This is a genomic window from Hydrogenophaga sp. LT287, from assembly GCF_055702805.1.
The window spans coordinates 41,240-68,094 of sequence record NZ_JBVPZC010000003.1 but is presented as its reverse complement, the minus strand read 5'-3'; the positions used below and the strand labels follow the sequence as shown (position 1 = coordinate 68,094).

The following is a 26,855-nucleotide window of genomic DNA, read 5'->3' as shown; positions in this document are numbered from 1 at the left end:
GTCCCCCGCCATGTGCCAGCGGCGCAGTAACATCCGCCGCATGAACATTTTCAGCCTCATTCCCTGGGCAGACTGGCTGGCGCTGGTCTGCTTTTTCGCGTTGTGGACCGGCTACGCGCTGTTTGCCGGGGTGTGGGGCCGCAAAAAGGGCTCGCTGATCCAGACCACCAACCGCTACCGCGGCTACTGGATGGCGCAGGCCACTGCGCGCGACCCGCGCATGCTCGACGGTCTCATCACGCAAACGCTGTCGCACACGCCGTCGTTTTTTTCGTCCACCTCCATCCTGGTCATTGGTGGCTTGTTTGCGCTGCTGGGCACCACCGACAAAGCCACCGAGCTGATGAGCGAAATTCCGTTTGCACAAACCACCACGCTGATCGTTTTCGAGTTCAAGATCCTCGTGCTGGTGGCCATTTTTGTGTACGCCTTTTTCCGCTTTTCCTGGTGCATGCGGCTCTACACCTTCGTGGCCTTGGTCATTGGCGCCATGCCGTCGCCAGAAGACTTCGATTCGGGCAAATTTGACCGCAAACACTACGCCGACCGGGCCGCAGCCATGGTGGGCGCAGCCGCCGAAACCTTCAACGACGGCTTGCGTGCCTACTATTTTTCGTTCGCTGCACTGGCCTGGTTCATTTCGCCCCTGTCCATGGTGCTGGCCACGCTGATCGTGGTGGCCATTCTGTACAGCCGCGAGTTTCGGTCCGAGGTGTTGCACATTTTGAAAGACGAGGGCTGACGCCGGCTGCTGCTTGCGAGCGTCCTCCAGCGCTTGCGATGGTTCCACCGGTCGCCTGGCGGCAAAAACGGGACCACAGCGGCCCAGCCCGGCAGGCCCGGCCTTCTAAAATGGCCGCATGTTCATACACCTGCGCCTGCACACCGAATTTTCCGTCGTTGACGGCACCAACCGCATCGACGATGTGGTGGCCGCCGCTGCCGCTGACCGCCAGCCCGCGCTGGCCATCACCGATCTGAACAACCTGTTTGGCGCCGTCAAGTTTTACAAGGCCGCGCGCGGCGCCGGGGTGAAGCCCTTGCTGGGCGCCGAGGTGATGCTGCAAGGCTTTACCGAAGAAACCCCCAACGCCATGCCCGGCAGCCACCAGCCGGCGGCCCCGCGCGTGGTGCTGCTGGTGCAGGACAAGCAGGGCTACCTGAACCTGTGCGAGCTGCTGGCCCGCGCCTGGACGCGCAACGACGGCCGTGGCGGTGCGCTGGTGCAGCGCGAATGGCTCGAAGAGCTCAATGGGGGCTTGCTCATGCTTTCGGGCGCGCAGGCCGGCCCGGTGGGGCAGGCGCTGATTCAGGGCGACGCCAACCGCGCGGCCGACGTGGCGCTGAAGCTGGCGGGGTTGTTCACCCACCGCTTCTACATTGAAGTGCAGCGCGCTGGCCGTGTGGACGACGAGCGCCACGTGACCGCCGCGGTGCAACTGGCCGCGCGCCTGCACCTGCCGGTGGTGGCCACGCACCCGGTGCAGTTCACCGAGCCGGACGACTACGAGTCGCACGAAGCGCGGGTGTGCATTTCTGATGGCGAAATTTTGGGCAACAACCGGCGCGTGCGCCGCTTCACCCGCGAACAGTATTTCAAGAGCGCCGAGCAAATGGTGGCGCTGTTCGCCGACATTCCATCGGCCGTGGCCAACACGCTGGAAATTGCCAAGCGCTGCAACCTCACGCTGGTGCTGGGCAAGCCGCAGCTGCCCAACTTCCCCACGCCGCTGATCGATGGCGTGCCCATGCCGATGGAAGAGTTCTTCCGGGTGTCGTCGTTTGAGGGCCTGGAAGAGCGCCTGGCGCACCTGTACCCCGACGCTGACAAGCGCGACGCCGAGCGCCCGCGCTACGTGGCGCGGCTCGAATTCGAGATCAATACGATCTTGAACATGGGCTTCCCCGGTTACTTTTTGATCGTGGGCGACTTCATCAACTGGGCCAAGAAAAACGGCTGCCCGGTGGGCCCGGGCCGGGGTTCGGGTGCTGGCTCGCTGGTGGCTTATGCGCTGAAGATCACCGACCTCGACCCGCTGCAATACAACCTGCTGTTTGAGCGGTTTTTGAACCCCGAGCGGGTGTCCATGCCCGACTTCGATATTGACTTTTGCCAGACCAACCGCGACCGGGTGATCGACTATGTGAAGGACAAATACGGCAAAGATGCCGTGAGCCAGATCGCCACCTTTGGCACCATGGCCGCGCGCGCCGCCATTCGCGACGTGGGCCGGGTGCTGGACTTTTCCTACGGTTTTTGCGACGGTATTTCCAAACTGATCCCGAACAAGCCGGGCATGTCGGTCACGTTGCAGTACCCGCCCAACCCCAAGAAAGAGGGCGACAAAAACAACTACGCCATTGAAATGGAGCCGGTGCTGGCCGAGCGCATCAGCAAAGAAGATGACGTGAAAACGCTGATCGAGCTGGCGCAAAAGCTCGAAGGCATGACGCGCAACATCGGCATGCACGCCGGCGGTGTGCTGATTGCGCCGGGCAAGCTCACCGACTTCACGCCGCTGTATGCCCAGCCCGGCAGTGACTCGGCCGTGAGCCAGTACGACAAGGACGACGTGGAGGCCGTGGGCCTGGTGAAGTTCGACTTCTTGGGCCTGGCCACGCTGACCATTCTGGAGATTGCGCGCGAGTTCATCGCCAAGCGCCACAAGGGCCAGGAAGATTTTTGCTTTGAAAACGTGCCGCTGGACGATGCACGCGTTTACGCGCTGTTTTCGCGCGGCCAGACCGAAGCCGTGTTCCAGTTTGAAAGCCGCGGCATGCAGGGCATGCTGAAAGACGCCAAGCCCAGCCGCTTGGAGGACCTGATTGCGCTCAACGCGCTCTACCGCCCCGGCCCAATGGACCTGATTCCCAGCTTCGTAGCGCGCAAGCACGGGCGCGAGGTGATCGAGTACCCGCACCCGCTGGTGGCCGACATGCTGAGCGAGACATACGGCATCATGGTCTACCAGGAACAGGTGATGCAGACCGCGCAGATTTTGGGCGGCTATTCGCTGGGCGGTGCCGACATGCTGCGCCGCGCCATGGGCAAGAAAAAGGCCGAAGAAATGGCCGAGCACCGCGCCATCTTCCGTGCCGGCGCAGCCAAAAACGACATCAGCCAGGAAAAGGCCGACGAGATTTTTGACTTGATGGAGAAGTTCGCTGGCTACGGTTTCAACAAGTCGCACGCCGCTGCTTACTCGCTCTTGGCCTACCACACGGGCTGGCTCAAGGTGCACTACACCGCCGAGTTCTTCTGCGCCAACATGACGGTGGAGATGGACGACACCGACAAGCTCAAGGTGCTGGTGGAAGACGCGCACAAGATGGGCATCTCCTTTGAGGCGCCCGATGTCAACCGCGGTTTTTACCGCTTCGAGCCCATCACCGACAAGTCGATCCGCTACGGCCTGGGCGCCATCAAAGGCACCGGGCAGCTGGCCATCGAAGCCATCGTGGCGGCGCGCGAAGGCCGGGGCGAAGGCCCCAACGGCGCCGAAGCCGGGCCGTTCAAAAGCCTGTTTGACTTTTGCCGCCGGGTTGACCGCTCGCGCCTGAACAAGCGCACGGTGGAAGCGCTCATCAAGGCCGGCGCGTTTGACTCGCTGCACCTGAACCGGGCCGAGGTGTTGGCCTCGGTGGAGCGCGCCTTTGACTTCGCTGCGGCCAGCGTGGCCAACGCCAACCAGGGCGGCCTGTTTGACATGATGGGCGCCGGTGACGACCACGGCTCCAGCACCCAAGAGCCCGAGCTGGTGGCCACCACGCCCTGGGGCGTGAAAGAACGCCTCACGCTGGAAAAAACGGCGATGGGTTTCTACTTTTCGGGCCACCTGTTTGACGAGGTGCAGCGCGAGGTGCGCCGCTTTGCCCGCACCGCGCTGGAAGACGTGACGGAAAGCCGCGACCCGGTGATCCTGGCCGGCATCGTGACCGACTTCCGCGTCATCAACGGGCAGCGCGGCAAGCTGGCGCTGTTCAAGCTGGACGACAAAACCGCGGTGCTGGAGATCAGCGCCGACGAAAACCTCATCAACCTGCACCGCAACTTGCTCAAAGACGACGAGCTCATCATCGTGCAGGCCGTGGCCCAGCCCGACCGCTTCTCCGGCGGCCTGCGGCTGAAGATCCAGCAAATCTGGGACCTGGCTTCGGCCCGCTGCCGTTTTGGCAAATACCTGCGCGTGGCGGTGAACGGCACCGCGCCAGCGGTGCACACCCTGGTGCGCGAATTTCCACCCAAGCGCGAAGTGACCGAGCAGGGTGAACTGGTGCGCGGCCTGCCGGTGCGCCTGGCGCTGCAGCGCAGCGGTGCGCAGTGCGAACTGCAGCTGGATGACCGCGCGCTGTTTTTCCCCACCGACGCCGCGCTGGCCAGCTGGATGGCCCAGGCCCACGGGCAGCGGGCCGAGATCGTGTTCGACTGACGCTGGCGCGCCACATCAAGCCGGCTGGCAGCCCCCAAAAGCTGCCGTGCTGCGGCCTTGTTCACGCTGCGGCCGGTTTTGTCGTTCCGGGCCGCCCGCCCGGTGCCCATAGTCCACGCATTCATGAAGCTCCAACACAAGGCTTGGGTGCTGGTGTTTGCCATCGTATTGATCACGGTGGCGGGCACCATGCTGGGGGTCCGCCATATCGTGGGCGGCTCTTTCGACCAATTGCAATTCGATCGCGCAGCCCGGGAGGGCGAGCGGGCACGGCGCGTGCTTAACCAGCAACTGGTGGCGCTGGCGGCCACCGCGCGCGATTACGCCCACTGGGCCGATGCGGCGGATTTTGCGGCGGGGAGAAATCCCACGTTCATGTTGGACAACTTCGATGTGAGCAACATGGGTTACCTGCGCATTTCGGAGGTGCTGGTTTTTGACCCTGCCGGTCAGCTGCTTGCCAGCGCTCGCAAAGAGGCTGAAGCGCTGGTGGAGGTTCCTGCCCGGCGGCTTGAATCACTGAGCCAGCTGGCGCGCCCGCTCGTGTCGTGGGCAGATCCTATGGCCGTTTTGCAGACCCTGCGGGTGCACGACGGGCGGCTGGAATTCGTGGTGGCGGTGGCGATCCACTACCCCGATCGCTTGGACCAAGCCCCAACGGGCGCTTTGGTCATGGTGCGACATTTCGACGCATCCGAACTCGCGCAGTTTTCCGAGATCCTGATGACGCAGACCAGCCTGCTGCTGGCACCGCCCGATCACGTTGACGAGGACTTCCATCTTTTCGCGGCCGATGACGCCCACGACGTGCTCCACGCCGTGCTGCGGGACCACCAAGGCAACCCGGTGGCCGAACTGGTGTTGCGACTGGACCGCCTGCTGCAGCAACAGGGGCTGGCACTCGCCTGGCAAGGCATGGGTCTGGCGGTGCTGGCGGGTCTCTTTGTCAGCCTATTTCTCGTCCTTCTGCTGAATCGCTTGTTGCTGCGCCGCTTGCAGCACCTGCACGACGATCTGGGCCTGGTGACGCAGGCGGGGCCGTTGACGTCGGGCCGCTTGCGCGAGGACGGCAACGACGAGCTCACCCGACTGGCGCAAGGCGTCAACAGCCTGCTGGGGCGGGTGCGGCAGGACGCGCAAGCCCAGCGGGTGGCCCACGAACGGCAGGAAGTGCTGCAAATGCAGCTTATGCAGAGCCAGAAAACCGAGGCGCTGGGCCGGCTGACCGGTGGCATTGCCCACGATTTCAACAACTCGCTGGCCGCCATCACCGGCTGGGTGCGTCTGGCCGCAGAAGACCTCCCTGACCCGGACCATGCGAGTCAGGAGTCCCTTCAGCAGGCGCTCAAGGCGACCCGCTATGCCGACGGCCTGATGCGCCAACTGCTCGCGTTCGGTCGCCAGTCGGCACCCAAATTGCGGCGCATGCACCTGACCAACCTGATCGAGGAAACGCGCCAGATGATGGCCTCGGGGCTGGCGCGGAGTTGCGACATCGTGGTCGACTACCGGGTGGACGATGACGAGGTGGACGCCGACGCCACGCAGCTGCAACAGGTGCTGGTCAACTTGTTGATCAACGCGTCGGACGCGATGAAGGGCCAGGGGCGCATCGATCTCATACTCGAAGAAGCCGAGCTGCCACAGCCGGCCGGGCAGGCGCTTTTGCCCGGCACGGCGAGTCTGGCGCCCGGGCGCTACCTTGTGCTGAGGGTGTGCGACCGTGGCCCGGGTATTGAGCCAGCCTTGCTTGACCGCGTGTTTGAACCCTTTTTCACCACCAAGCCCAAGGGACGAGGGACCGGGCTGGGGCTGTCGGTCGCGCAGGGCATTCTGGCACGCCACCAGGGCGGTCTGGGCGTTCAGAGCGAGCCCGGTCAGGGTGCCTGTTTCCACGTTTACTTGCCGGTGAGTCCGCGTACTTCGGATGTGGCACCCATCACAGGGCCTGGTGGGCCGGGTGAAGGGCATCACATTCTCTTTGTGGACGACGACCAGATGGTGCGCCACGCGTGGAGCGCCTTGCTGGAGCGCAAGGGCTGGCTGGTCACCCGCGCCCGCGACGGCGAGGAGGCCTGGACCCATTTCAAACAGTCCGGCAAGCGTTTTGATGTGGTGCTCACCGACCAGTCCATGCCCCGACTGGATGGGGTGGGGCTGGCGCACCGTATCGTGGCCAGCGAGCATGCACCCCCGGTCGTGCTGATCAGCGGCCACGCCCACGAGGTGCAACCCGAGTTGCTCGAAGCACTCTTTGTTGCCGTGCTGCACAAGCCGGTCGACACCAGCGAAATTGACCGGGTGCTCAAGGATGTGATTCGGCGCCATGCCGAAGTGCGCGCCCAGGTTTGAACGGCGCACCTCTGGTCTTCGGTCGTAGGCTCATTCGGCGAGGCTGTGGGGCGTCCGACAAGCGCACAGGGCTTGCGCGCAATCGGCAGGTGTTTTTCAACCGATCAAAATGCCCCGGGAATAATGGTGTGGCGATCTGTCGCGCCTGAAAAACGCACATCGGAAAACACCCGAAAACGCCGCCGGTGTTGTCATTTTTCGAGCGGCTCAGCAGCGCCCAGACGCTTCATTCAGGGAGCTTTTTCATCATGTCTGACCCGTCTTGCGAGCCTCAGCGGGCCCGCCTTTTCAACGCTTTTGGCGATACGCGCCTGGGTTTCCACCTCGGGCGCCATGTTCTCAAGGTTTTTGGCTTCGGTTCGGTGCAGCAGTTGTTGCCCGGTCAAGCGCTGGCCGCGCGCCCACCGCGTGCTGTGCACGTCGTGCTAGCAGGCCGACTGGCTGCGCCCGGCGGTCTGTGGCATGGGCCCGGCAACCACTTTGCCGCCAGCCACGAGCCGCTGCAGGCGCTGGACGACCCGACCACGGTCTGGACGCTGGAGACCGGGCAGTACGCCTGGCGATCACCGGCCAATAAAAGCCTGCGCGAAGCCTGGGCCGACGCTGTGCGGGCCGCCACAGGCGATGAGCTTGCGGCCGGCCCACCCAAGTTGCTCCCCGACCCCGCCACCTTGTGTGACCAGGGCCACCCGGCCGTCTTGGCTTTGGCGCACAGCCTGCGGCGCGACAGCCCTGCAGCCTCGGCCCAAGCCATTTTCCATGCCATGCAACGCATGCCCTACCGCTTCGGGCTCTGGCAAGAAACAGCGTCGCGCACCCTGGCGCGCGGCAGTGGCATGTGCACCACCAAAGCGAATCTACAGGTGGCCTTGCTCCGAGCGCTCGACATCGAGGCGGGTTTTGTGGAGGTGCCGCTGGACATCGGCGTGCTCGGGGTGCTCATGCCCGAAGCGTGGCGTGCGCTCATGCGCACCCAGGTCAAGCACTACTTTGCGGCCGTGAAGCTGTCCGGGCGCTGGCACCCGGCCGACGCATCCTTTTGCGACCCCAGCTGCATGCTGTTCACCGAAGCGGCGCCCTACCTGGGCGCCATGGTGCCGGCCTGGTTCGACGAAGGGCGTCCCTTTCACCCGGTGGCCTACATCCAGGGTACCGACCCCTTCGACATCCAGGTGCTCCCACACATCCATGCTGAAATGGGCAAGACGAGCCGCTTTCTGCCCCGGCACTTTGAAGCCATGAACACGCGGCTCGACCACACCTGGCGCAGCACCGCGCCCGCTCAGCCCGCGCCACACCCCACACACGCCACACACGCCACCCGCCGCACCGAAGGAAGCCACCGATGAGCCTGTTCCACTGGGATTTTTCTGCTCCCACCCCCAGCACCCTGGGCGACCACGACGTTCCTGTGGTGTCGCAGCGCCTGGCCGGGCGGCGCATCGCCTTGCTGGTCACCGGCGGCATTGCGGCCATGAAGACCCCGCAGCTGGCCCGCGGCCTGCGCCGCCACGGTGCGACCTTGGTGGCCTTTGCTTCAGACGAAGCGCTGCGCTACGTGGCCCGCGAAGCCCTGGAGTGGGCCACCTGCGCTCCGGTGGTGAGCAGCCTGACCTGGGCCGCTGAACACCTGTCCGACGGTGCGCCCTTCGACGCTTACCTGGTGGCGCCGGCCACCCACAACACCATTGCCAAAATGGCCTGTGGCGTGGCCGATACCGTGGTTACCTCAGCGCTGGCTTCGGCCATCGGCCGCATGGAGCAGGGGCGCACCCGCATTGTGGTGGCGCCCACCATGCACGGCACCCTGCACAACAGCCTGCTGGTGGACAACGCCCGCAAGCTCGCTGGCCTTGGCGTGCAGTTCGTGGCCCCGCACGACGCTTATGGCAAACACAACCTGCCCGGGACCGAGCTGCTGTGTATGGCGGTGGGGCAGGTGCTGAGCACCTCGCCGCTGGCGGGTCAGCGCATTCTGGTGACCGCGGGCCCCACACCCGTGCCGATTGATGGCGTGCGCCGCATCGTCAACCGCTTCCGGGGCCGGCTGGGTGCGGCCATCGCCGAAGAGCTGGTGTGGCGCGGTGCCGACGCCGAGCTGCTGCTGGGCGACGGCGCCTGGCGGCCCACCACGCCGATGCGCCTGAGCATCGCGCGCACCTTTGATGCGTACCGCGACGGCGTGGTTGAGCGGGCGCGCGCCGGCTTGTTTGCTGGCGTGTTTTCGGCCGGCGTGGCCGACTACCGCCCGCGTGAGGCGGTGCAGGGCAAGATCCCGTCGGGCCAGGCAGAGCTTCTGCTGGCACTGGAGCCCACGGAAAAGGTGATCGATCTGGCTTGCGCTGCAGCGCCCGCCATGGCCTGCGTGGCCTTCAAGTACCTCGAAGGCGTGAGCGAAGAAGAGCTGGTGCGCGTGGCCGCAAAACGCCTGGGGCGTGCCAGCCTGGTGGTGGCCACCCGGGGCGAAGACACGCGGGGCAGCGAGCAGCGTGCCCTGATGGTGCAGGCCAGCGGCACCACGCCGGTCGAAGGCAAGCAGCGCATTGCGACCTTTGTGGCCGACCACCTGGAAGCCCTGGCCGGCGGGTAGGTTGCCAACAACCGAGCGCGTTAGAATTATTGGCTGTTATGACTACCGGGTTGCGCCTTGCGGCGACACAAATCCGGCTCGGTCCCCCCTTTCGGAGCCACCGTTGTAAGTCCTAGACCACCCGTTCGTTTCAACGCTGTCGCGCCCATGCCTTCGCAGGGGTGTGGTTGTGCTTGGTACGGGTTGTCCATGAGAGCAGGCAAGCTGGGGCCTTTTTGGCCCGAATGCCTTCGGCCTGCGCTTTACTTCGGGATCTTTCGGCCCGTTGACTTCTCTTTTTTCTTTGTCGTTTTGTGAGGCTGCGGCCGGTCCGCGCTGTCACGGGAGTGTGTCTTTTGTTTAAAAATTTCCAACAGGATTGGACTGCCAACGTCCGCAACGACCTGCTCGCCGGTCTGGTGGTGGCGCTGGCCCTGATCCCGGAGGCCATTGCGTTTTCCATCATCGCGGGCGTGGACCCCAAGGTGGGTCTTTATGCGTCGTTCTCCATTGCCACCATCATTGCCTTTATGGGCGGTCGTCCCGGCATGATCTCGGCCGCTACCGGCGCTATGGCGCTGGTGATGGTGACCCTGGTGAAAAGCCACGGGCTGGAATATTTGCTCGCCGCCACCGTGCTCACCGGGGTGCTGCAAGTGCTGGCGGGCTGGTTCAAGCTGGGCGTGCTAATGCGCTTTGTCTCGCGCTCGGTGGTCACGGGTTTTGTGAACGCGCTGGCCATTTTGATCTTCATGGCGCAGCTGCCCGAGCTGAACCCGCAGACCGTGGGCGTGACCTGGCATGTGTACGCCATGACCGCTGCCGGTCTGGCCATCATTTACGGTTTCCCCCACATCACCAAGGCGGTGCCCTCGCCGTTGGTCACCATCGTGGTGCTCACAGCCGTGTCGCTGGCGCTGGGCTTGGACATCCGCACCGTGGGCGACATGGGCGAACTGCCCGACAGCCTGCCCATGTTCCTGATCCCGGACATTCCGCTCAACCTGGACACGCTGCTGATCATCTTCCCGTATTCGCTCACGCTGATGGTGGTTGGCCTGTTGGAGTCGCTCATGACCGCCACCATCGTGGACGACCTGACCGACACCAAGAGCGACAAAAACCGCGAGTGCGTGGGCCAGGGCGTGGCCAACATCGCCACCGGATTCATGGGCGGCATGGCCGGTTGCGCCATGATCGGCCAGTCGGTCATCAACGTGAAATCGGGCGGGCGCGGGCGCTTGTCCACGCTCACGGCCGGTGTGGTGCTGTTGATTCTGGTGGTGTTTTTGGGCGACTGGGTGAAGCAGATTCCCATGGCCGCGCTGGTGGCCGTGATGATCATGGTGTCCATCGGCACCTTCAGCTGGGCGTCGGTCAAAAGCCTGCGTGAGCACCCGCCCAGCTCCAGCATCGTGATGGTGGCCACCGTGGTGGTGACCGTGGCCACGCACGACCTGGCCAAAGGTGTGCTCACCGGCGTGCTGCTGTCGGGTTTCTTTTTTGCCCACAAGGTGGGTCAGATTCTGCGCATCCGTTCGCTGACCGAAGACGAAGGCCGCCAGCGCACCTACACCGTCACAGGCCAGGTGTTTTTTGCCACCGCCGACCGTTTCAATGACGCGTTTGATTTCAAGGAAGTCATTGAGCGCGTGCGCATCGACGTGAGCCGTGCGCATTTCTGGGACATCACCGCCGTGAGTGCGCTCGACAAGGTGGTGCTCAAATTCCGCCGCGAGGGCACCGACGTTGAAATCATCGGTTTGAACGAGGCCAGCTCCACCCTGGTGGACAAGTTTGGCGTGCACGACAAAGACGGCGCCGAAGACTTGCTGGCCGGTCACTGAAAGCGAGAACCGATATGAACACCGACAACAAAGTGCTCGCCTGTGTGGACCAGTCCGCTTTTGCCGACCACGTGACCGACTACGCCGCCTGGGCGGCGCAGCGCCTGGATGCACCACTGGAACTGCTGCACGTGATCGACCGCCACCCGGAAACCAGTGCCAGCCAAGACCACAGCGGCTCGCTCACGCCCAACGCGCAAGAAAGCCTGCTGGGCGAGCTGGCCGAGGCCGATGCCGCACGCAGCAAGGCCGCGCGCGAGCGGGGCCGCCTGTTTTTGAACCGCTTGCGCGAGCGCGCCCTGGTGGCCGGTGTGCAGACGGTGGACGTGCGCCAGCGTTTGGGCCATTTGGACGAAACCCTGCATGAGCAACAGAACGGCGTGCGCCTGTTTGTGCTGGGCCGCCGTGGTGAATCGGCCCAGTCCACCCCGCGCGACCTGGGCCGCAACGTGGAGCGTGTGGTACGTGCGCTGGACCGCCCCATCTTGACCGTGACCGAAGGCTTCAGAGCGCCCGAGCGCGTGCTGATTGCGTTTGACGGCAGCAGCATCACCCGCAAGGGGGTGGAAATGGTGGCGGGCAGCCCGCTCTTTCGGGGCTTGGCGGTGCACCTGCTCATGGCGGGCAAAGTCAGCCACGACGGCCCCAAGCAGATGGCCTGGGCCACCGCCAAGCTGGAAGCGGCTGGTTTGGGTGTCAGCAGCGACATTGTGCCCGGTGAGCCTGAGAGCGTGATCGCCCAGGCCATTCAGGCGAAAAATACCGATGTGCTGGTGATGGGTGCCTACACCCACTCGCCGCTGCGCAGCCTGTTCATGGGCAGCAAAACCACCGACCTGCTGCGCGCGGCGCGCATTCCGACGCTGCTGTTGCGCTGAACTTTGGCCTCTCCCGCCGGGGCTCGGTTGCCTGACCTGCGCTCGACGTGAGGCGCAGCAAGTTCAGTCCAGCGGGCGCAGCCCAATGATGAGCGACGGCGGCACGCGGCCGTCGGTGTCGCGGGGCAGTGTGCCCGTGCGGTCGATGGCGCGGAGCACCGCTTCGTCCCAGGCCGGGCTGCCACTGGGCTTGACGATGCGCCGCGCGGTTATCGTGCCATCGGGCAGGGTGCGCACCTCCACCTCGGCGCGGGGGTTGCCGCTCACCGTGTCGGTGAATACCACGTTGGGCTTGATGCGCGCCGCCACCCGCCCGCCGTAAGCGGCCGAAGGCCCGCTGGACTGCTGCGCCGTGCCAGTGGCCTGCGGCCCGCCGCTGGCGCCTGCCTGGCCCATGATGCGGGCCAACTGTGCATTGCGCTCTTTCGCGGCCAGCGCTTCCAGCCGCTTTTCTTCGGCCAGCTGGCGCTCTTTCTCGCGTTTTTGCTGCGCGAGTTGCTGCTGGCGCTCTTTCTCTGCTGCGGCTTTGTCCGCCTCGGCTTTTTTGGCGGCAGCGAGCTTCTCTTGCGCGAGCTTGTCGGCAGCGGCCTTTTTGCTGGCTTCTGCTTGCGCCTTTTTCAGATCGGCTTGCGCTTTTTCCTTGGCCTGGGCGGTGGCAATGTCGGCTTGGCTGGGGCCCGGCGGGGGCGGGGCAGGCTGCGCAACCGGTTGGGGTTTGGGGGCTTGTGTGACGGGTGGCGGCGGTGGGGGCGCTGGTTCCACCGCCCGGGGCGCAGCTGCCTGCGCCATGCGCGACCAGATCTCGGCTTCAAACACCACCGGCGGCGCCTCGCGCTGCCAGCCCACGCCCCAAGTGAGCGCGGCCACCAGCAGCCCGTGCACCACCAGCGCCAACCCCAGCGGCCCGAGCCAGCGGCCAGGCTGCGGCGGGGCCAGGTTCAGGTGGTCGGCGGTGGTTCGCATGGCGTTGGGTGTTGGCAGCGTCAGAGGGTGGACAACGCTACCCGCTGCACACCCGCGGCGCGCAGGCGGCGCACCACCTCCATCACGGCGTCGTATTTCACGTTTTTGTCAGCACTCACCAGCACCGGCATGTTGTCGGTACCGGTGCTCAGCGCCTGCACCCGGTCCACCAGCTGGCCCAGCGCCACGTCGGTGGGGGGCTGGCTGTCTTTGCCCATGCGCACCTGCAGCCGCTCGGTTTTGTCGATGATCACCTCCACATAGACGTCGGGCGGGCGGTTGGCCTGGCCCGCGCTGGGCAGGTCAATCTGGCTCGGCGTGATCAGCGGCGCGGTGACCATGAAAATGATCAGCAGCACCAGCATCACGTCGATGAAGGGCACCATGTTGATTTCATTTTTGGTGCGCCGGGCTCGGCGGGTGGAAGCGGCCGCCATGCTTATTGCCCGGCAGGGGCCTGCGCCCCCAGGTTGCGCTGCAAGATGTTGGAAAACTCTTCCATGAAGGTTTCCATGGTGTTGGCCAGGCGGTCAATATCGTGGGCAAACCGGTTGTACGCCACCACCGCCGGTATGGCCGCAAACAGGCCAATGGCGGTGGCCACCAGCGCCTCGGCAATGCCCGGCGCCACCGAAGCCAGCGTGACTTGCGCCAGCGAGGCCAGGCCGGTGAAGGCGTGCATGATGCCCCACACGGTACCAAACAGGCCCACATAAGGCGCCACCGAACCCACCGTGCCCAGGAACGACAGGTTGACCTCCAGCGCATCCACCTCGCGCTGGAAGCTGGCGCGCATGGCGCGGCGGGCGCCGTCCAGCAGAGCGCTGTTGTCGGTGATGCGGCGTTCGCGCAGTTTCTGGTATTCGCGCATGCCGCTGGCAAAAATGCGTTCCATGGGCCCGCCGTGCCGGGCACTTTGCGCGGCTGCCGCATACAGCTCATTCAGGTTGCCGCCCGACCAGAACTCGCGTTCAAAGTCTTCGTTGTGCGCCCGCACGCGCTTGATGGCGAAGACCTTGCGGAAAATGGCCGCCCAGCTGATGACGGACACCGTGACCAGCAAGACGACCACCGCCTGCACCACCCAGCTCGCGTTGAGCATCAATTGAACAATGGAGAGATCGTGGTTCATGGCGGTCGGAGTTCGAGAAACGGAAAAGGTTGCGGCCGGTTGGGCCGCGGCACTCAAGCAGGCGCGTTGAGCGAGTCAAGAATGGCGGCTGGAATGCGCTGCGGCCTCAGGGTGCTGGCGTCTACCCAGCCAATGCGGATGATGCCTTCGCAGAGCAGGGGTGCGTCCTCACCAGGGTTTGCGGCTTGCAGGCGTGCGGTTTGCTCAATTGTGAGTGAGGCACGGCCGGCTTCTTGCACGCGGGCGGTAACCAAAAGCAAATCGTCAAGCCGGGCAGGGCGGTGGTATTTCACCTGCGTGGCGGTCACGACAAACATGCCACCCACCTGTTCGCGCAGGCTTTGCTGTTCAATGCCCAGCGCGCGCAGCCATTCGGTGCGGGCACGCTCAAAAAACTTCAGGTAGTTGGCGTAAAAAACGATGCCACCCGCGTCGGTGTCTTCCCAGTACACGCGCACGGGCCAGGTGAAGTGCGGCCCCCAAGCGTCTTCTCCCCTGCGGGGCGAATCCGGGGCTCCGCCGCCTTGCGGGTCGCTGCCCCCCGAGGGGGCTGACCCCGGCTTGTGGCGGCCCGGCGCTGGGGTCATCGGTGCTTGGTCTTGTGGTGTGTTCACAGCGCCTGCTCCAGCCGCGCCACAGCTTCGCGCAGCTGTGCCATCGAGTTGGCGGTGGAAAAACGCAAATAGCGCCCCGGGTCGGCGCTGCCGAAATCGCGCCCTGGCGTGGTGGCCAGCTGGCAGCGCTGCATGAGTTCAAACGCCAGCGCCCAGCTGCCGCCCGCGTCCGGGCTGCTCTGGGGCGGTATGCCCCAGCGCGCGCACAGGCCGCTCACGTCGGCCCAGGCGTAAAAGGCGCCGTCGGACATCACGGGCACGGTGATGCCCAGGCGGTTGAGTTCGGGAATGAAGTAGTCGCGCCGCGCCTTGAATTCGGCCCGGCGGCGTTCGTATTCGGTCAGGGTGTCGGGCTCAAAGCAGGCGAGTGCGGCATGCTGGGCGATGGTGCTGGCGCAAATGAACAGGTTTTGCGCCAGCCGCTCTACCGCAGGCACGAGCGCAGGCGGCAGCACCAGCCAGCCCAGGCGCCAGCCGGTCATGTTGAAATATTTGCTGAAGCTGTTGATGCTGATGACCTCGTCACCCAGGCCATCGGGCAGGCCCAGGGCGCTGTGGCCGTAGGCATCGTCAAAGCTCAGTCCCAGGTAGATTTCGTCCACCAGCGTCACACCGCCGCGCTCGCGCACCAAGCGGGCAATGCGCTCCAGCTCTTCGCGGGCAATGGATGTGCCGGTGGGGTTGGACGGCGAGGCCAGCAACACACCGCGCGTGGCTGGGCCCCAGGCCGCTTGCACCTGCGCTGCGCTGAGCTGAAAGCGCTCGGCCGGGCCCGAAGGCAGCAGCACCGCAGTGCCCTCGGCGGCCTGCACAAACTGGCGGTTGCAGGGGTAGCTCGGGTCGGGCATCAGTACCTCGTCGCCGGTCTCGATGAGCGCGAGGCAAGCCAGCTGCAGGGCCGCCGAAGCACCTGCCGTGACGACGATGCGGGCCGGATCGATGTCTAGCCCAAAGCGCGTGGCGTACCAGCCGCTGATGGCTTCGCGCAAAGCGGGCAGGCCCGTGGCGGGGGTGTATTGGCTGCGGCCGTCGCGAATGGCGCGTTCGGCAGCCTGCTGCACCTGGGGCGGGGCCGTGAAGTCCGGCTCGCCGATGTTGAGGTACAGCATGGGCCGGTCACCCGGCTGTGCGGCTGCGGCCATGGCAGAGGCCGCTTTGGCCAGCTCCATGACGTAAAACGGTTCGACGCGCTGCGCCCGCTGGGCAATCCTCATGGGTGTGCCCTACCGGTCAAGCGGCATCGTCTGCCGCAGGCGGCACGGCAGCAGCGGATGCAGCGGCTTTGCGCGCAGGGGTTTTGGCGGGTGCGGCGGCCACTTCCACCGGGCGCAGCTGCGCGGCCAGCTGGTGCAGCACGCCGTTCACATACTTGTGGCCGTCGGTGCCACCGAACGACTTGGCCAGTTCAATGCACTCGTTGAGCACCACGCGCCATGGCACGTCCAGGCAATGCTGAAACTCGTAAACCCCGATCCAGAGCACGCCACGCTCGATGGGCGACAGCTCGACCAAGGGGCGGTCAAGCAGCGGGGTGATGAGCGTGTCCAGCGCGTTGGCCTCAGCCACGCAGCCGTGCAGCAGGGCGTCAAAGTGCACGCTGTCGGCCTTGTGAAAGCCGGCCAGATCGCGCGTGAAGGCGTCAATGTCGCCCGCCTCGTTGCGGCCCACCATGTGTTGGTAAATCGCCTGCAGGGCAAATTCGCGTGCGCGTGTGCGGGCCGACTTCTCGGCTGCTTTGCGTACTTTGGGTAGGGCTTGGTTCATTTCGGTCTTCATGGCGTGTGGCGAACCAGGGCGAAGGCCCTGGCAGGGCCGGTGGGTGGCTTGTCGCACCGCACCGGCAGGTGGTGTGTTTATCCGATGTGTTCCAGCACGTGGGCCATCTCAACCGCTACCCGGGCGGCGTCTTGCCCCTTTTCGGTCTGGCGGGCCACGGCTTGTTCCAGGTTTTCGGTGGTCAAAATGGCGTTGGCAATCGGGATCTGGTAGTCCAGCGACAAGCGCGAAACCGACGAGCCCGACTCATTGGCCACCAGTTCAAAGTGGTAGGTTTCACCGCGGATGATGCAACCGAGCGCAATCAGCGCGTCAAAGTCGTCGCGCTCGGCCATGGCCTGCAGCGCCACCGGCACTTCCAGCGCGCCGGGCACCGTGACGTGGGTGATGTTTTTTTCTTGCACGCCCAGCGCCAGCAGCTCAGCGTGGCAGGCTGCAAACAGCGCGTTGGTAATGCCTTCGTTGAAGCGTGCCTGAACAATGCCGATGCTGAGTTTTTTGCCATCCAGCAGGTTGGCTGTTCCTTTGTCTGCGCCGAACATGGTTGATTCCGTTTCTTAATGGTGTGGTTCGAGGCTCAGGCGTTGCGGCTGAGGTAGCCCGTGGTTTCAAGGCCGTAGCCCGTCATGCTGGGCATGCGGCGCGGGTTGCCCATGAGGCGCATTTTTTGCACGCCGCAGTCGCGCAAGATTTGCGCGCCCACGCCGTAGGTGCGCAGGTCCATGCGGCCGCGCTCGGGGGCTTGGGCAGAGCGGGCGGTGCCCTCAAACTGGGCCAGCAACTGCCCGGCAGTTTCGCCGCAGTTCAGCAGCACGGCCACGCCCGCGCCGGCGTCGGCAATGTGGCGCAGGCTGGCTTCCAGGCTCCAGCTGTGCATGGAGCGGCCCACTTCCAGCGCGTCCAGCACCGACAGCGGTTCGTGCACGCGCACATCCACGCTTTGCTCAGGTGTCCAGCTGCCTTTCACCAAGGCCAGGTGCAGGGCGCCGCTGGGTTTGTCGCGGAAGGCGGTGGCGCTGAATTCGCCAAAGGCGGTGTTCAGGCTGCGCGTACCCAGTTTTTCCACCAGGCTTTCGGTGCGGCTGCGGTGTTCAATCAGGTCGGCAATGGTGCCAATCTTGAGGCCGTGTTCGGCTGCAAACAGTTGCAAGTCCGGCAGGCGGGCCATGGTGCCGTCGTCTTTCATGATCTCGCAGATCACGGAAGCGGGCGAGCAGCCCGCCATCACGGCCAGGTCACAACCCGCCTCGGTGTGGCCGGCGCGCATGAGCACGCCACCGTCCACCGCTTGTAACGGGAAGATGTGACCGGGTTGCACCAGGTCGTCAGGCACGGCTTTGGGGTCGACTGCGGCTTGCACGGTGCGCGAACGGTCCGCGGCCGAAATGCCGGTGGTCACGCCCTCGGCTGCTTCAATGGACACGGTGAAGGCCGTGCCTTTTTTGTCGCCATTGCGCGCCACCATGGGCGGCAGCTTGAGCTGTTCGCAGCGCTCGCGCGACAGCGTGAGGCAGATCAGGCCGCGACCGTAGCGGGCCATGAAGTTGATGGCTTCGGGCGTCACGTGGTCGGCTGCCAGCACCAGGTCGCCTTCGTTTTCCCGGTCCTCTTCGTCCACCAAGATCACGATGCGGCCGGCACGCATGTCGGCCACGATGTCTTCAATGGGTGAAATGGGGACCGGTGTCAGGCTGTTTTGGGCGCTCATGCGTTTTCCTTGGGGGTGAGGTTGCCGGCGCTGAGCATGCGTTCCACATAGCGCGCGACGGTGTCGATTTCGAGGTTGACCGGGCTGCCCGCAGTCAGTTGGCCCAGCGCGGTGTTTTCCACCGTGTGGGGAATGAGGTTGATGCTGAATTCACAGCCCTGCGCACTGTCGCTCACGCGGTTCACCGTCAGGCTGACGCCATTGACCGTGATCGAGCCTTTGAAAGCCAGGTATTTGCCCAGTTCGGGCGGGGCCATCACGCACAGCTCCCAGCTCTCACCCACCTGGGCAAAGCGCGTGACCGTGCCGACGCCGTCCACATGGCCCGACACGATGTGTCCACCCAGGCGGTCGTGCGCCCGCAGCGCTTTTTCCAGGTTGATGCGGTGACCGATCTCGGACAGGCCGGTGGTGCGGGCCAGGGATTCGGCTGAAATGTCGATCGTGAAATGGCGCTGGGGCAGGTCCAGCGAAGTGACCGTCATGCAGGCGCCATTCAGCGCGATGCTGTCGCCCAGGCCGACGTCGTTGAGGTAGCCCGGCGGCGCCTCTAGGGTGAGTCGCCTGCCGTGGTCCAAAGAGCTGCCCAGAGCGTGGAGGGCGGCGATGCGCCCCACGCCGGTGATGATGCCGGTAAACATAGGCGCGTATTTTCGCAGGGTTTCAGATCCCTTCGGGCTTGCAGGGTGGCGTGCGGTGCTTCTTTCTCGGAAAACAGCGGTTTTTGGGCGCATCAGGCCGCCAAGTCCGTCTTCATGGGTGCAGGAAACGGTCGTGGCCGGCCACCCGGGCGACGATACGCAAGTCTTCGCCCACCCTGTCGACGGTATGAAAGGCCAGCGAAACGCCATCTTCCAAAGCGGTCAGCGGGCCGAAACTGGACAAACCCGCGCCCCGGCCCAGCAGTTTGGGCGCCAGGTACACCAGGCATTCGTCCACCAGCCCCTCGCGCAGGAACGAGCCATTGAGCTTGTGCCCGGCTTCCAGGTGCAGTTCATTCACCTCGCGCTGTGCCAGGTCCCGCAACAGCGCAGCCAGATCGACCTTGCCCGACGGGCCGGGGAGCTGCTTCACCTGGGCGCCACGGGCCTCCAGTGCGGCCTGTTTTTCGGGGTTTTCCACCGCGCAGTAAATCCAGATCTGGCGCGGCTGTCCGTGGGCGGGCGTGTTGAACAGGCGCGCCTCCAGCGGCGTTTCCAGCCGGCTGTCCACGATCACCAGATGGGGCTGTCTGGGCGTTGCCGCCAGCCGCACATCCAGCACCGGGTCGTCCTCCAGCACCGTACCAATGCCGGTCAGCACCGCGCTGGCGCGGGCCCGCCAGGCATGGCCATCGGATCGCGCGGCCGCACCCGTGATCCACTGGCTGACCCCGTTCTCCAGCGCCGTGGTGCCGTCCAGCGAGGCGGCCATTTTCATGCGAACCCACGGCGTTTTGCGGATCATGCGGCTGAAGAAGCCGATGTTGAGCTCGCGCGAGGCGCGGGCCTGCGGGCTGTCGGTGGGCAGTACCTCGACGGCCACACCGGCGGCACGCAGGCGCTCCACGCCGCGCCCGCTCACCAGCGGATTGGGGTCGAGGGTCGCGACCACCACGCGGCCCACACCGGCTGCGGCCAGCGCATCGCAACAGGGTGGCGTTCGGCCGTGGTGTGAGCAGGGTTCCAGGGTGACGTGTACCGTGGCGCCGCGCACGCTGATGCCGGCAGCCTGTGCAGCCCGCAAGGCCACCACTTCGGCGTGCGGACCGCCCGCCTGCTGCGTGTGGCCACTGAACACCTGGCCGTTGGTGGTTTCGATGCGGCACGCCACACGCGGGTTCGGCTCAGACAGGCCGATGGCATGTTCCGCGAGCAGGTTCAGGCTTTCCATGGGTTCAATGATTTCCCGGTTTCTGCCGTCGCCGGCCTGTTGCAGCGATCCAGCCACCGGCAGGCGGTCTCAGCGGTTGTTGTTGTTGATGCGCCAGTAGATGGGCCGGCGCTTGGGCGGAACAAAAGGCTTGGGGTCGGTCACCGTCAAGGGAGACGGGCCAGCGCCACCGATCAGGAACGGCTGCTTGGTGACGGTGGCTTCACCTTTGGCGTTCTTGCCCTCCAGCAACACCACACCGGCCACCGGCGAGGGAATCATGCCACCGCCCAGGATCTCGGTGGGCTTCAGTGGCACACCGCAGAACAGCGGGAACTGGTAGGCAAAGCCCTGGCCGAGGTTGCCCACACAGACGTTGCGGTTGTCCGGCGCCGGCCGGTTGGTGCCGAAGTAGGTGATGCCCGACACCGTCAAGGGCGCGTTGATGACCTTTTCGCCGTTGGTGGCCAGTTGGATGTAGCAGCCATTCGCACCAGCCGTTTCGCCGGTGGGCGTCGGCACCATGGTGGAGTTGTTGACCGTGGCGATCTTGGTGAGATCGGCGAGGCTCAGCGCTGTGGTGATCGGGGTCAGCAACGGGTCTTTGACCAGGAAGAAGCGGTCGCTCGTCACCTTGAGCATGGGTTTTTCCCGGTCGCCCGTGCCCACCATGATGGCCGCGAAACCTTTGGTCACCACCACGTCGGGCCGGTAGAACACCCGGCCTTCCAGCACCGCGATCTTGGTGGCCGTCGCCGCGCTCCACGTGGTGGACGACACGAGGTCGCCACTGGCCGGCACCGTGATGCGGTACAGGTTGCCGCGCACGTCGGCGAAATACAGCCGGTCGGGCCGGCCGTCCCGGTTGGTGTCGACCAGCGTGATGTCGCTCGGTACTGAAAAGTCGGTGTCAATGCGCTTGACCAGCGCGCCCGTGCGCCCGTTGATGATGAACACCGCATTGCCGATGCCGGTAGAGGTATTGCCGTCCTCGGCAGGGTCGTAGCCCCCCCCCATCACGGTGAGCAACGCAGGCGTGGCGGTTTTGTCCAGCGGGATGGTGCGCGGCATGGACCAGGTTTGCGCCAGCTTGGCAAAGTCGCCGCTGCCGCCCCCGCTGATCCTCCACTTGAATATGGGGGCGGTCTTGTTGGTGACGTCCAGCGCATACACGGTTCGGCCACCGCGGCGCATGGTCGGGTAAATCAGGGCTTCCTGCAGTTCGCCGGTGCTGTTGTAGCGGGTGTAGGTGCCAATGGGCCCGTCCATGCCATAGGTGCGGGGTTTTTTACCGTCTGGTGGCGTCAGGAGGTTGCCGTTTTCGTCGTTCTCCGGGATCTGCAGCAGGTCCATCCCGCTGCGCAGACGCGTTTGCAGTGCGTAGTGCTCTCGCGGAAGGAAGGACCACAGTTCCGAGCCGGCACCGGTGCCGGTCTTCCGGGCGTCGATGGCGTGAAAGTGCCCGTCGTTGGTGCCGTAGTAAACCACCACGTCGGTGCCGCCGTAGTTGATGGCCGTGGGGGTGGAGTGGAGCACATCCCCGTGCATGCTGTGGCGCGCGCCCCGGTTGCCCAACTCTGTGACGGTGGAGCCGGTCAGGGTGGAGCCGTTGAAGGTTTCGGCATGGAGTTCATCGTCGAGGATTGGCACATTGTTTTCACCACGGGCCCAGGCCACCAGGGTTGTATCCAGCTCAGAGTTGGCGGCGGTGAAGGGCCACGAGGCCAAGGGGGTATCACTCGGGGGGCTGTCGGGCAAGGTGTAGACCTTGCGGGCGCTCGCGTCGTTCAGGTTGGCCTGGCGCAGCATCTGCGCAGCGCCACCTTTTTCGGTGACCGCGCCGTCGGGGCTGTCGCTGGCGCTGGCGGGGGTTCCCATGGGGTTCTGGGCAAAGAACACGCTGTCCTCGGTCCAGAAGCTCCTGGCCGTCGAGGCAAAGAAGCCGCCGGAGGTGGCGGGCTTGTCGTCGGCGTCCAACAGGGTGAGGGCCTTGTCGTTGAAGCCGATCTGGTACTGGCGCATGTTGCCAAGCCAGCGGGGGCGGAAGTTGCCGTCCGGGCGGAACATGCCCACGTAGGCCTGGTTCAGGAAGGTGCCCTGGGCGTTGGTGGCCACCGGCAGCGCCGTGGACGCAAACACGCTGTCCTTGGTCGCCACCCGCAGGAACATGTCCTCAAACTCCGAAATGAGCTTCAGCAGGTCGCCACCCACCTCGACGTAGACCTTGTCCGGGCTGCCCACGGCGGCCATGGACTTCAGCAGTTTGGTCTGGTCGGCATCGATCGCTGCATTGAACACGTTCACGGTGTAGGTGTTCAAGGGTTGCACCCCCGAAGCCTCGTTGACGTCCGTGTTGGCGGCAAAATACGCCCATTCGTCGGCCAGGCGGCTGGTGTCTGAACTGGTCGCCGAGAGCGTGGGCGGTGTGTAGCCCAGTCTGTTGAAACTCAGGGGCCCGGTCTTCGGCTCGGCCTTGGGGTAGCCATTGCCGACCAGCAACAGGTAGTTGGCGCTGCACTGGGTTGTGGGCGGGTTGTAGCTTAGATGGGTGCCGTCGGTGAACGCCGCCCGGTCATCAAGCAGGGTCTTCACGGCGCCGAATCGGCCCGTGCCATACGCCGACCGGCTCACCGGGCTGCCCGGCTTGTCGTCGGCGACCCGATCGGGGTTGGTGTAGCCGCCGAAGTACTTGAAGGCTTCGTACACCGCGGCGGAATAGTTGGCGTCCTGAGGAGCCTTGTAGTCCGGGTTGTTGATCTCTTTGTCCAGATTGTCGATTTTCGCCAACAGCGGTGCGCAGGTGTTGGTGGGGGTCTTGTGCAGGGGTTGAACCGCATGGTGGATCACCGCCACCGGGTCGCCTGAGCTCAGCACCGAACCTTTCGTGCCATTAAAAAGGGAAATGCCTACGTTGATACTCACCTTCGGTGAATCGTTGCAGACCATGGCGCTCAGCACGTATTTCAGGGCCCGCAACTGCACCTGCCCTTGACTGGGTGCGACGCTGCTACCCCACTCATTCTTAGCCGTGTAACTTGCATCCCATGGCCACAGGAGCTTGTCGGTCTTTTCGGGGCCGAAAACAAACGTGACGGCATCCCGGCAGGGAGTCTTACCACTGGTGTCCGCCGCCTTGCATTTGGCGTACACGCTGCCGGGCATCCAGGCATTGCTTTGGGCCGACCAGTTTGCCGTGTTGTCGAAGTGGATCAACACATTGGGAGCCAGGGATGCGGTCGCTGACGGGCCGTAAATGTCGATGTCTGCTGCCCAGACCGCCGCCACGGTGGTGAGCGAGCACAGCACGGCGCCGCCTTGGATCATGCGTACCGGGCGCCGGTTGCGTTGGGGGAATGTCTGGCGGGGGGTCATGGCGGGTTCCTTTCCCGTGGTCGGGTCAACGGAGGGAGGTGTCGTGGGGCAGGCTGGTGCGGCCAGGGGTCAAAACTTGCAGACTTCAACGCCGGTTACCCGCACGCCCACACCCTGCTCGATCTGGACGTTGGCTTCGCTCACCGGGTCGGTGGCGGTCAGCTCCACGGAAAACTGGACTTCCGAGCAAAACGTGGTGCTCGCCATATTGGCGCTGTTCATGCAAACCAGGTCTTCCGGCTTCTCGGGGTCCAGGTCTTCCTGCTTCACCTCGGCCACGTAGCTGCATTCCACGGCGTCCACCTTCACCGCGATATCGGGCTTGCCATCGCCGTTGACATCGGGTGAAAACGTAGTTTTCTGGGCCCCCAGGGCGTTCACGCCACCCGTGAGGGCCGGCTGGATGAACCCGTTGTAGTCGCTGAGGATGTTGGCCACCGCTTCGTTGGTGGCGTTGATGGCTTCGGTGCGCCACTGCATGTTGCCCACGGCCTGCACGCTGGTCTGGGAGCCGCGGAACACCGCCGTGGCCACAATGGCGAACAGCAGCAGAAAAACCATGGTGACCAGCAGCACCGAGCCTTGCTCGTGGCGGGAATGTCGAATCTGGAAGCGAGGGTTCATCATTCTCTGCGGCCCGCCACATTGGTCAGTGGCACGGTGGTGGTGAGCAGGGTGCGCTTGAAACCGTTCGGGAGATCGGCGGGCGCGAGGGTGAGCGGACCCATCTGGAAAGTGCGTTGTTCAACGGTGCCCGGATCGGGCAGGCTGGAACGCGTCAGCATGTGCACCCGCACCGCCACCACATTGCTCCACACGTAGGGTGCCACGCCCGTGATGCCCGCAAAACCCAGCACTTCGTCCACCTGCCCGTCATTGCTGGTGTCCACGCCGTACTCAAACTGGAGCTGCTCGACCCCTTCAGCCACCGTGTTGACCACGAAACTGTTGCCAATGAGCTCACCCCGCTTCAGGGTCGGTATTCCGTCGTTGCTGGTGCAGTTGTTGCAGTTGGACAGGAAATAGGTGCGCTGCGACAGGCGGTGAACGTTGTTGGGTGCGTTGCAGGCCAGATTTTGCAGCGTGAAGTTGGCGGCTGGGCCTGTGTTGACGGTCACCCGGGCCGTGTCGGTGGCGCAACTGGTGGTCTGGATGTACAGGTTGGTGACCACGGTGTTGGCAGGCGTCACCGCGTTCCCGGTCTCGGCGTGGGTCACGGTGATGACGCCCGTGCCCGCACGCAGGCCTGTGAGGCAGTTCTGCGCGGCACTGCTCGGGTTGGCGGCCAAGCCCGCCACGGGGGGGGGCATTGCTGTGGCGGCCGTGTTCCAGCCCAGGCCAGCCGTGGTCCCGGGGCAGGGCGCGATGGCGCTGTAGGTAATGCCGCTGCCAGGCACATGGCGGGCGTAGTAGCCCGCGTGCATCAGGTCTTCGGTCAGGGTGTCGAGCGCAAAGCGTGCGTTTTCCAGACGCACGATGCTGCGTTCCAGATCTTGCTGGTTGCGCGAGTTGTAGGAAAAAAAGACGGTCAGACCGAGCAGGACAATCAGGCCGATGGTCATGCCGATCATCAGCTCGATCAGCGTGAAGCCCCGCATGCGGTTGGGGCGCCCCTTCCGGGGAAGGTGGTTGGGTCTCATGGCGCGCATCATCAGGACAGGGAAGGAATTCTGACCGTGGTGCGCAAGACGCGACGGTAGGTGTCGGTACCAAACTGCCCTGCACCGCAGCCGTCGTTCGGAACCTCGCCGGGTGTGGTGCCGCCCCAGGCCACCGTGATGGTGAAGATGGGCGCCACCGCATCCCGGGTGATGCAGCCGCGATATCCCAGCGCAACAGCGTTGCCGCCCGCCTGGGCGTCGTTGGCGCCCAGCAGCAGGTTGTGCCAATTGCATAGATCAGCGCCCGCCACACCGACGCCGGGACACACCGTGCTGGTTGCGCCGGGCGTGCCATAGCCGGTGGCGGGCTGGGTCGCGGCCACGTAGCTTCCGCCCAAAGCCAGTTGTTTGTTCGAGACGAGGCGCCCCGCCATGTCGCTGAGCAGTGAGGACGCCCGGGTGCGCTGGGTCGTGTCGACTGCCATGGCGGTGGCTTTGGTGACGAAGCCTGCGAGCGCCAGCAAGCCAAAGGCGATGATCACCAGCGACACCAGGACTTCGATCAGTAGGAAACCGCGTTGCCCTGAGCGCTGCTTGTGGTGACGTGGGCAGGAGGTCATGACGGACAAGCCTCCTTGAGTGAACGGGCCGATCCGGTCGCCTGGAGCTCGACGCAGCGGGCGGCCACGCCGGACAGGCTGGAGGTGATGCTGAGGGTGGCCGCAGCATCAGGCCTGCCGTTGCCCTGGAAATTGATGGCGTCGACGGCAGATGCGATAGCAACAGAACCTGTGGGGGCCTCATGGGCTTTCAGGGTGGTGCCCCCGGCGGTCAGACGCCATCCCTGGTTCCAGTCCCCGCCTTCCGCCACGATCACGACCTCCGCATTTCGCTTGATGGCTTCCGATCGGGCCGCATTCAGATCATTGACCAGGTCAAATGAGGTGGACTTGATTCGCATGTTGGCGATGGTGTTGCTGAAGCTGGGGGCTGCGAGCGCTGCGAAAATGCCGACGATCGCAATCACGACCAGGGCTTCAATCAGGGTGAAACCGGCGTGTTGCCGACGGCTGCCCACATGGCCCAGAGCTGCCCCTTTGTTCACCAGCAACCCCCTTTGCTGGCACCTTTGGTGCCCTGTGCGTTGAGGGTCAGCGTGCCACATGGATCATTCGCTTGTCCGGCCTTTGGGGCGGCCTGCAACACAAACCCCATTGGCTGGATGTTGTTGACCACGGTGGGCAAAGTGATGTCGTAATGCACGCTGACGGAGGCAGGCACTGCCAAACCCAATGTGACCAGATCGTCTGCGTACAGACGCCGGTCCACCAGATAGTGTTGCTGGCGTGAGGCCACCTCGTACATGAAGGCCTGTGCATCGGCGCGACGGGCTTTGCGCACGTAATCCTGGTAGCTGGGCAACGCAATGGAGGCCAGGATACCGATGACCGCGACCGTGATCATCATCTCTATCAGGGTGAAGCCGCGGTAAAGGCTGATGCGCTGGATGTTCATGGAAAGACGGTGGGTTTACTGAACTGCATCGTAGCGGGCGAAGGGGAAGGGGCTTGTGCCTTTGCGGATGAGCGGCTTGGCCGTCTGGTCCGACGGTGCGCTGTGTGACAAATTGCCTGTGTTTCAGGCTGCCGCGGATTGTGACCCATTGCACCCCCGGCACCTAAATGCTGACCGGCGCATCCCTTCACTGAGGGATGTTCCGCCAGCGGCCAGCGCGCGGGCAGGTCATGCGAATCGCATACTT

The 26,855-nt window shown here is 64.7% G+C and carries 23 protein-coding genes; 7 read left to right on the top strand and 16 right to left on the bottom strand.

Annotated elements, in window-relative coordinates; translation table 11 throughout:
• Positions 1-40: 40 nt before the first annotated feature.
• The 7 genes from AC0GNR_RS03840 to AC0GNR_RS03810 all read left to right on the top strand — a co-directional run bounded on the left by AC0GNR_RS03840 (position 41) and on the right by AC0GNR_RS03810 (position 12,076).
• Positions 41-742, top strand: coding sequence for a DUF599 domain-containing protein (locus AC0GNR_RS03840; RefSeq protein ID WP_472899682.1), 702 nt, complete (start codon positions 41-43; stop codon positions 740-742).
• Positions 743-860: 118 nt separating this feature from the next.
• The gene (gene dnaE / locus AC0GNR_RS03835; protein ID WP_472899681.1) at positions 861-4,430 is read left to right on the top strand and encodes a DNA polymerase III subunit alpha; all 3,570 of its coding nucleotides are present in this window, start codon (positions 861-863) and stop codon (positions 4,428-4,430) included.
• A 123-nt stretch (positions 4,431-4,553) separates the two neighbouring features.
• Positions 4,554-6,782 (top strand): ATP-binding protein, encoded by a 2,229-nt coding sequence (locus tag AC0GNR_RS03830; RefSeq protein ID WP_472899680.1) that lies wholly within the window; start codon positions 4,554-4,556, stop codon positions 6,780-6,782.
• 248 nt (positions 6,783-7,030) lie between these two features.
• Positions 7,031-8,131 carry a transglutaminase-like domain-containing protein gene (locus AC0GNR_RS03825; protein WP_472899679.1) on the top strand — a complete coding sequence of 367 codons (1,101 nt, stop codon included), beginning with the start codon at positions 7,031-7,033 and terminating at the stop codon, positions 8,129-8,131.
• A complete protein-coding gene (locus AC0GNR_RS03820; protein WP_472899678.1) occupies positions 8,128-9,372 on the top strand; it encodes a phosphopantothenoylcysteine decarboxylase domain-containing protein in 1,245 nt (414 codons plus the stop codon). Before AC0GNR_RS03825 ends, AC0GNR_RS03820 begins: the two co-directional genes overlap by 4 nt.
• Positions 9,373-9,707: 335 nt before the next feature.
• Positions 9,708-11,198, top strand: coding sequence for a SulP family inorganic anion transporter (locus AC0GNR_RS03815; protein WP_472899677.1), 1,491 nt, complete (start codon positions 9,708-9,710; stop codon positions 11,196-11,198).
• A gap of 14 nt (positions 11,199-11,212) precedes the next feature.
• The gene (locus AC0GNR_RS03810) at positions 11,213-12,076 is read left to right on the top strand and encodes a universal stress protein (protein WP_472899676.1); all 864 of its coding nucleotides are present in this window, start codon (positions 11,213-11,215) and stop codon (positions 12,074-12,076) included.
• Between the two features lie 63 nt (positions 12,077-12,139).
• Here AC0GNR_RS03810 and tolA read toward each other — a convergent pair whose 3' ends face one another.
• The 16 genes from tolA to AC0GNR_RS03730 all read right to left on the bottom strand — a co-directional run bounded on the left by tolA (position 12,140) and on the right by AC0GNR_RS03730 (position 26,608).
• Positions 12,140-13,039, bottom strand: coding sequence for a cell envelope integrity protein TolA (gene tolA, locus AC0GNR_RS03805; RefSeq protein WP_472899675.1), 900 nt, complete (start codon positions 13,037-13,039; stop codon positions 12,140-12,142).
• A gap of 20 nt (positions 13,040-13,059) precedes the next feature.
• Positions 13,060-13,476 carry a biopolymer transporter ExbD gene (locus tag AC0GNR_RS03800; protein WP_472899674.1) on the bottom strand — a complete coding sequence of 139 codons (417 nt, stop codon included), beginning with the start codon at positions 13,474-13,476 and terminating at the stop codon, positions 13,060-13,062.
• A 2-nt stretch (positions 13,477-13,478) separates the two neighbouring features.
• Positions 13,479-14,171, bottom strand: coding sequence for a protein TolQ (gene tolQ, locus AC0GNR_RS03795; protein WP_472899673.1), 693 nt, complete (start codon positions 14,169-14,171; stop codon positions 13,479-13,481).
• Positions 14,172-14,224: 53 nt separating this feature from the next.
• Positions 14,225-14,629: a tol-pal system-associated acyl-CoA thioesterase gene (gene ybgC, locus AC0GNR_RS03790; protein ID WP_472899885.1), complete on the bottom strand. Its 405-nt coding sequence runs from the start codon at positions 14,627-14,629 to the stop codon at positions 14,225-14,227.
• A gap of 152 nt (positions 14,630-14,781) precedes the next feature.
• Positions 14,782-15,999, bottom strand: coding sequence for a pyridoxal phosphate-dependent aminotransferase (locus AC0GNR_RS03785; protein WP_472899672.1), 1,218 nt, complete (start codon positions 15,997-15,999; stop codon positions 14,782-14,784).
• A 16-nt stretch (positions 16,000-16,015) separates the two neighbouring features.
• Positions 16,016-16,549: a transcription antitermination factor NusB gene (gene nusB, locus AC0GNR_RS03780; RefSeq protein ID WP_472899671.1), complete on the bottom strand. Its 534-nt coding sequence runs from the start codon at positions 16,547-16,549 to the stop codon at positions 16,016-16,018.
• A gap of 89 nt (positions 16,550-16,638) precedes the next feature.
• Positions 16,639-17,103 (bottom strand): 6,7-dimethyl-8-ribityllumazine synthase, encoded by a 465-nt coding sequence (ribH, locus tag AC0GNR_RS03775; protein WP_304838385.1) that lies wholly within the window; start codon positions 17,101-17,103, stop codon positions 16,639-16,641.
• A 35-nt stretch (positions 17,104-17,138) separates the two neighbouring features.
• Positions 17,139-18,269, bottom strand: coding sequence for a bifunctional 3,4-dihydroxy-2-butanone-4-phosphate synthase/GTP cyclohydrolase II (gene ribBA / locus AC0GNR_RS03770; RefSeq protein ID WP_472899670.1), 1,131 nt, complete (start codon positions 18,267-18,269; stop codon positions 17,139-17,141).
• Entirely contained in the window at positions 18,266-18,910 is a 645-nt protein-coding gene (locus AC0GNR_RS03765; RefSeq protein WP_472899669.1) for a riboflavin synthase, read from the bottom strand. Before AC0GNR_RS03765 ends, ribBA begins: the two co-directional genes overlap by 4 nt.
• 112 nt (positions 18,911-19,022) lie before the next feature.
• Positions 19,023-20,141 carry a bifunctional diaminohydroxyphosphoribosylaminopyrimidine deaminase/5-amino-6-(5-phosphoribosylamino)uracil reductase RibD gene (gene ribD / locus AC0GNR_RS03760; RefSeq protein ID WP_472899668.1) on the bottom strand — a complete coding sequence of 373 codons (1,119 nt, stop codon included), beginning with the start codon at positions 20,139-20,141 and terminating at the stop codon, positions 19,023-19,025.
• A gap of 69 nt (positions 20,142-20,210) precedes the next feature.
• Positions 20,211-23,492: a pilus assembly protein gene (locus AC0GNR_RS03755; RefSeq protein ID WP_472899667.1), complete on the bottom strand. Its 3,282-nt coding sequence runs from the start codon at positions 23,490-23,492 to the stop codon at positions 20,211-20,213.
• 69 nt (positions 23,493-23,561) lie between these two features.
• Positions 23,562-24,116, bottom strand: a complete 555-nt coding sequence (locus AC0GNR_RS03750) for a pilus assembly PilX family protein (protein WP_472899666.1) — start codon at positions 24,114-24,116, stop codon at positions 23,562-23,564.
• Complete coding sequence (locus tag AC0GNR_RS03745; RefSeq protein ID WP_472899665.1) at positions 24,116-25,132, bottom strand: PilW family protein; 1,017 nt, start codon at positions 25,130-25,132, stop codon at positions 24,116-24,118. Before AC0GNR_RS03745 ends, AC0GNR_RS03750 begins: the two co-directional genes overlap by 1 nt.
• Positions 25,133-25,143: 11 nt before the next feature.
• Complete coding sequence (locus AC0GNR_RS03740) at positions 25,144-25,713, bottom strand: prepilin-type N-terminal cleavage/methylation domain-containing protein (RefSeq protein WP_472899664.1); 570 nt, start codon at positions 25,711-25,713, stop codon at positions 25,144-25,146.
• Positions 25,710-26,198, bottom strand: a complete 489-nt coding sequence (locus AC0GNR_RS03735; protein ID WP_472899884.1) for a GspH/FimT family pseudopilin — start codon at positions 26,196-26,198, stop codon at positions 25,710-25,712. Before AC0GNR_RS03735 ends, AC0GNR_RS03740 begins: the two co-directional genes overlap by 4 nt.
• Positions 26,195-26,608: a type IV pilin protein gene (locus AC0GNR_RS03730; protein ID WP_472899663.1), complete on the bottom strand. Its 414-nt coding sequence runs from the start codon at positions 26,606-26,608 to the stop codon at positions 26,195-26,197. The genes AC0GNR_RS03735 and AC0GNR_RS03730 overlap by 4 nt, the downstream gene beginning before the upstream one ends.
• Positions 26,609-26,855: the final 247 nt, after the last annotated feature.

Coding starts and splice junctions, on each gene's coding strand:
- AC0GNR_RS03840 (WP_472899682.1), top strand. CDS start 41: ATGAACATTTTCAGCCTCATTCCCTGGGCAGACTGGCTGGCGCTGGTC.
- dnaE (WP_472899681.1), top strand. CDS start 861: ATGTTCATACACCTGCGCCTGCACACCGAATTTTCCGTCGTTGACGGC.
- AC0GNR_RS03830 (WP_472899680.1), top strand. CDS start 4,554: ATGAAGCTCCAACACAAGGCTTGGGTGCTGGTGTTTGCCATCGTATTG.
- AC0GNR_RS03825 (WP_472899679.1), top strand. CDS start 7,031: ATGTCTGACCCGTCTTGCGAGCCTCAGCGGGCCCGCCTTTTCAACGCT.
- AC0GNR_RS03820 (WP_472899678.1), top strand. CDS start 8,128: ATGAGCCTGTTCCACTGGGATTTTTCTGCTCCCACCCCCAGCACCCTG.
- AC0GNR_RS03810 (WP_472899676.1), top strand. CDS start 11,213: ATGAACACCGACAACAAAGTGCTCGCCTGTGTGGACCAGTCCGCTTTT.
- tolA (WP_472899675.1), bottom strand. CDS start 13,039: ATGCGAACCACCGCCGACCACCTGAACCTGGCCCCGCCGCAGCCTGGC.
- AC0GNR_RS03800 (WP_472899674.1), bottom strand. CDS start 13,476: ATGGCGGCCGCTTCCACCCGCCGAGCCCGGCGCACCAAAAATGAAATC.
- tolQ (WP_472899673.1), bottom strand. CDS start 14,171: ATGAACCACGATCTCTCCATTGTTCAATTGATGCTCAACGCGAGCTGG.
- AC0GNR_RS03785 (WP_472899672.1), bottom strand. CDS start 15,999: ATGAGGATTGCCCAGCGGGCGCAGCGCGTCGAACCGTTTTACGTCATG.
- nusB (WP_472899671.1), bottom strand. CDS start 16,549: ATGAACCAAGCCCTACCCAAAGTACGCAAAGCAGCCGAGAAGTCGGCC.
- ribH (WP_304838385.1), bottom strand. CDS start 17,103: ATGTTCGGCGCAGACAAAGGAACAGCCAACCTGCTGGATGGCAAAAAA.
- ribBA (WP_472899670.1), bottom strand. CDS start 18,269: ATGAGCGCCCAAAACAGCCTGACACCGGTCCCCATTTCACCCATTGAA.
- AC0GNR_RS03765 (WP_472899669.1), bottom strand. CDS start 18,910: ATGTTTACCGGCATCATCACCGGCGTGGGGCGCATCGCCGCCCTCCAC.
- ribD (WP_472899668.1), bottom strand. CDS start 20,141: ATGGAAAGCCTGAACCTGCTCGCGGAACATGCCATCGGCCTGTCTGAG.
- AC0GNR_RS03755 (WP_472899667.1), bottom strand. CDS start 23,492: ATGACCCCCCGCCAGACATTCCCCCAACGCAACCGGCGCCCGGTACGC.
- AC0GNR_RS03750 (WP_472899666.1), bottom strand. CDS start 24,116: ATGAACCCTCGCTTCCAGATTCGACATTCCCGCCACGAGCAAGGCTCG.
- AC0GNR_RS03745 (WP_472899665.1), bottom strand. CDS start 25,132: ATGAGACCCAACCACCTTCCCCGGAAGGGGCGCCCCAACCGCATGCGG.
- AC0GNR_RS03740 (WP_472899664.1), bottom strand. CDS start 25,713: ATGACCTCCTGCCCACGTCACCACAAGCAGCGCTCAGGGCAACGCGGT.
- AC0GNR_RS03730 (WP_472899663.1), bottom strand. CDS start 26,608: ATGAACATCCAGCGCATCAGCCTTTACCGCGGCTTCACCCTGATAGAG.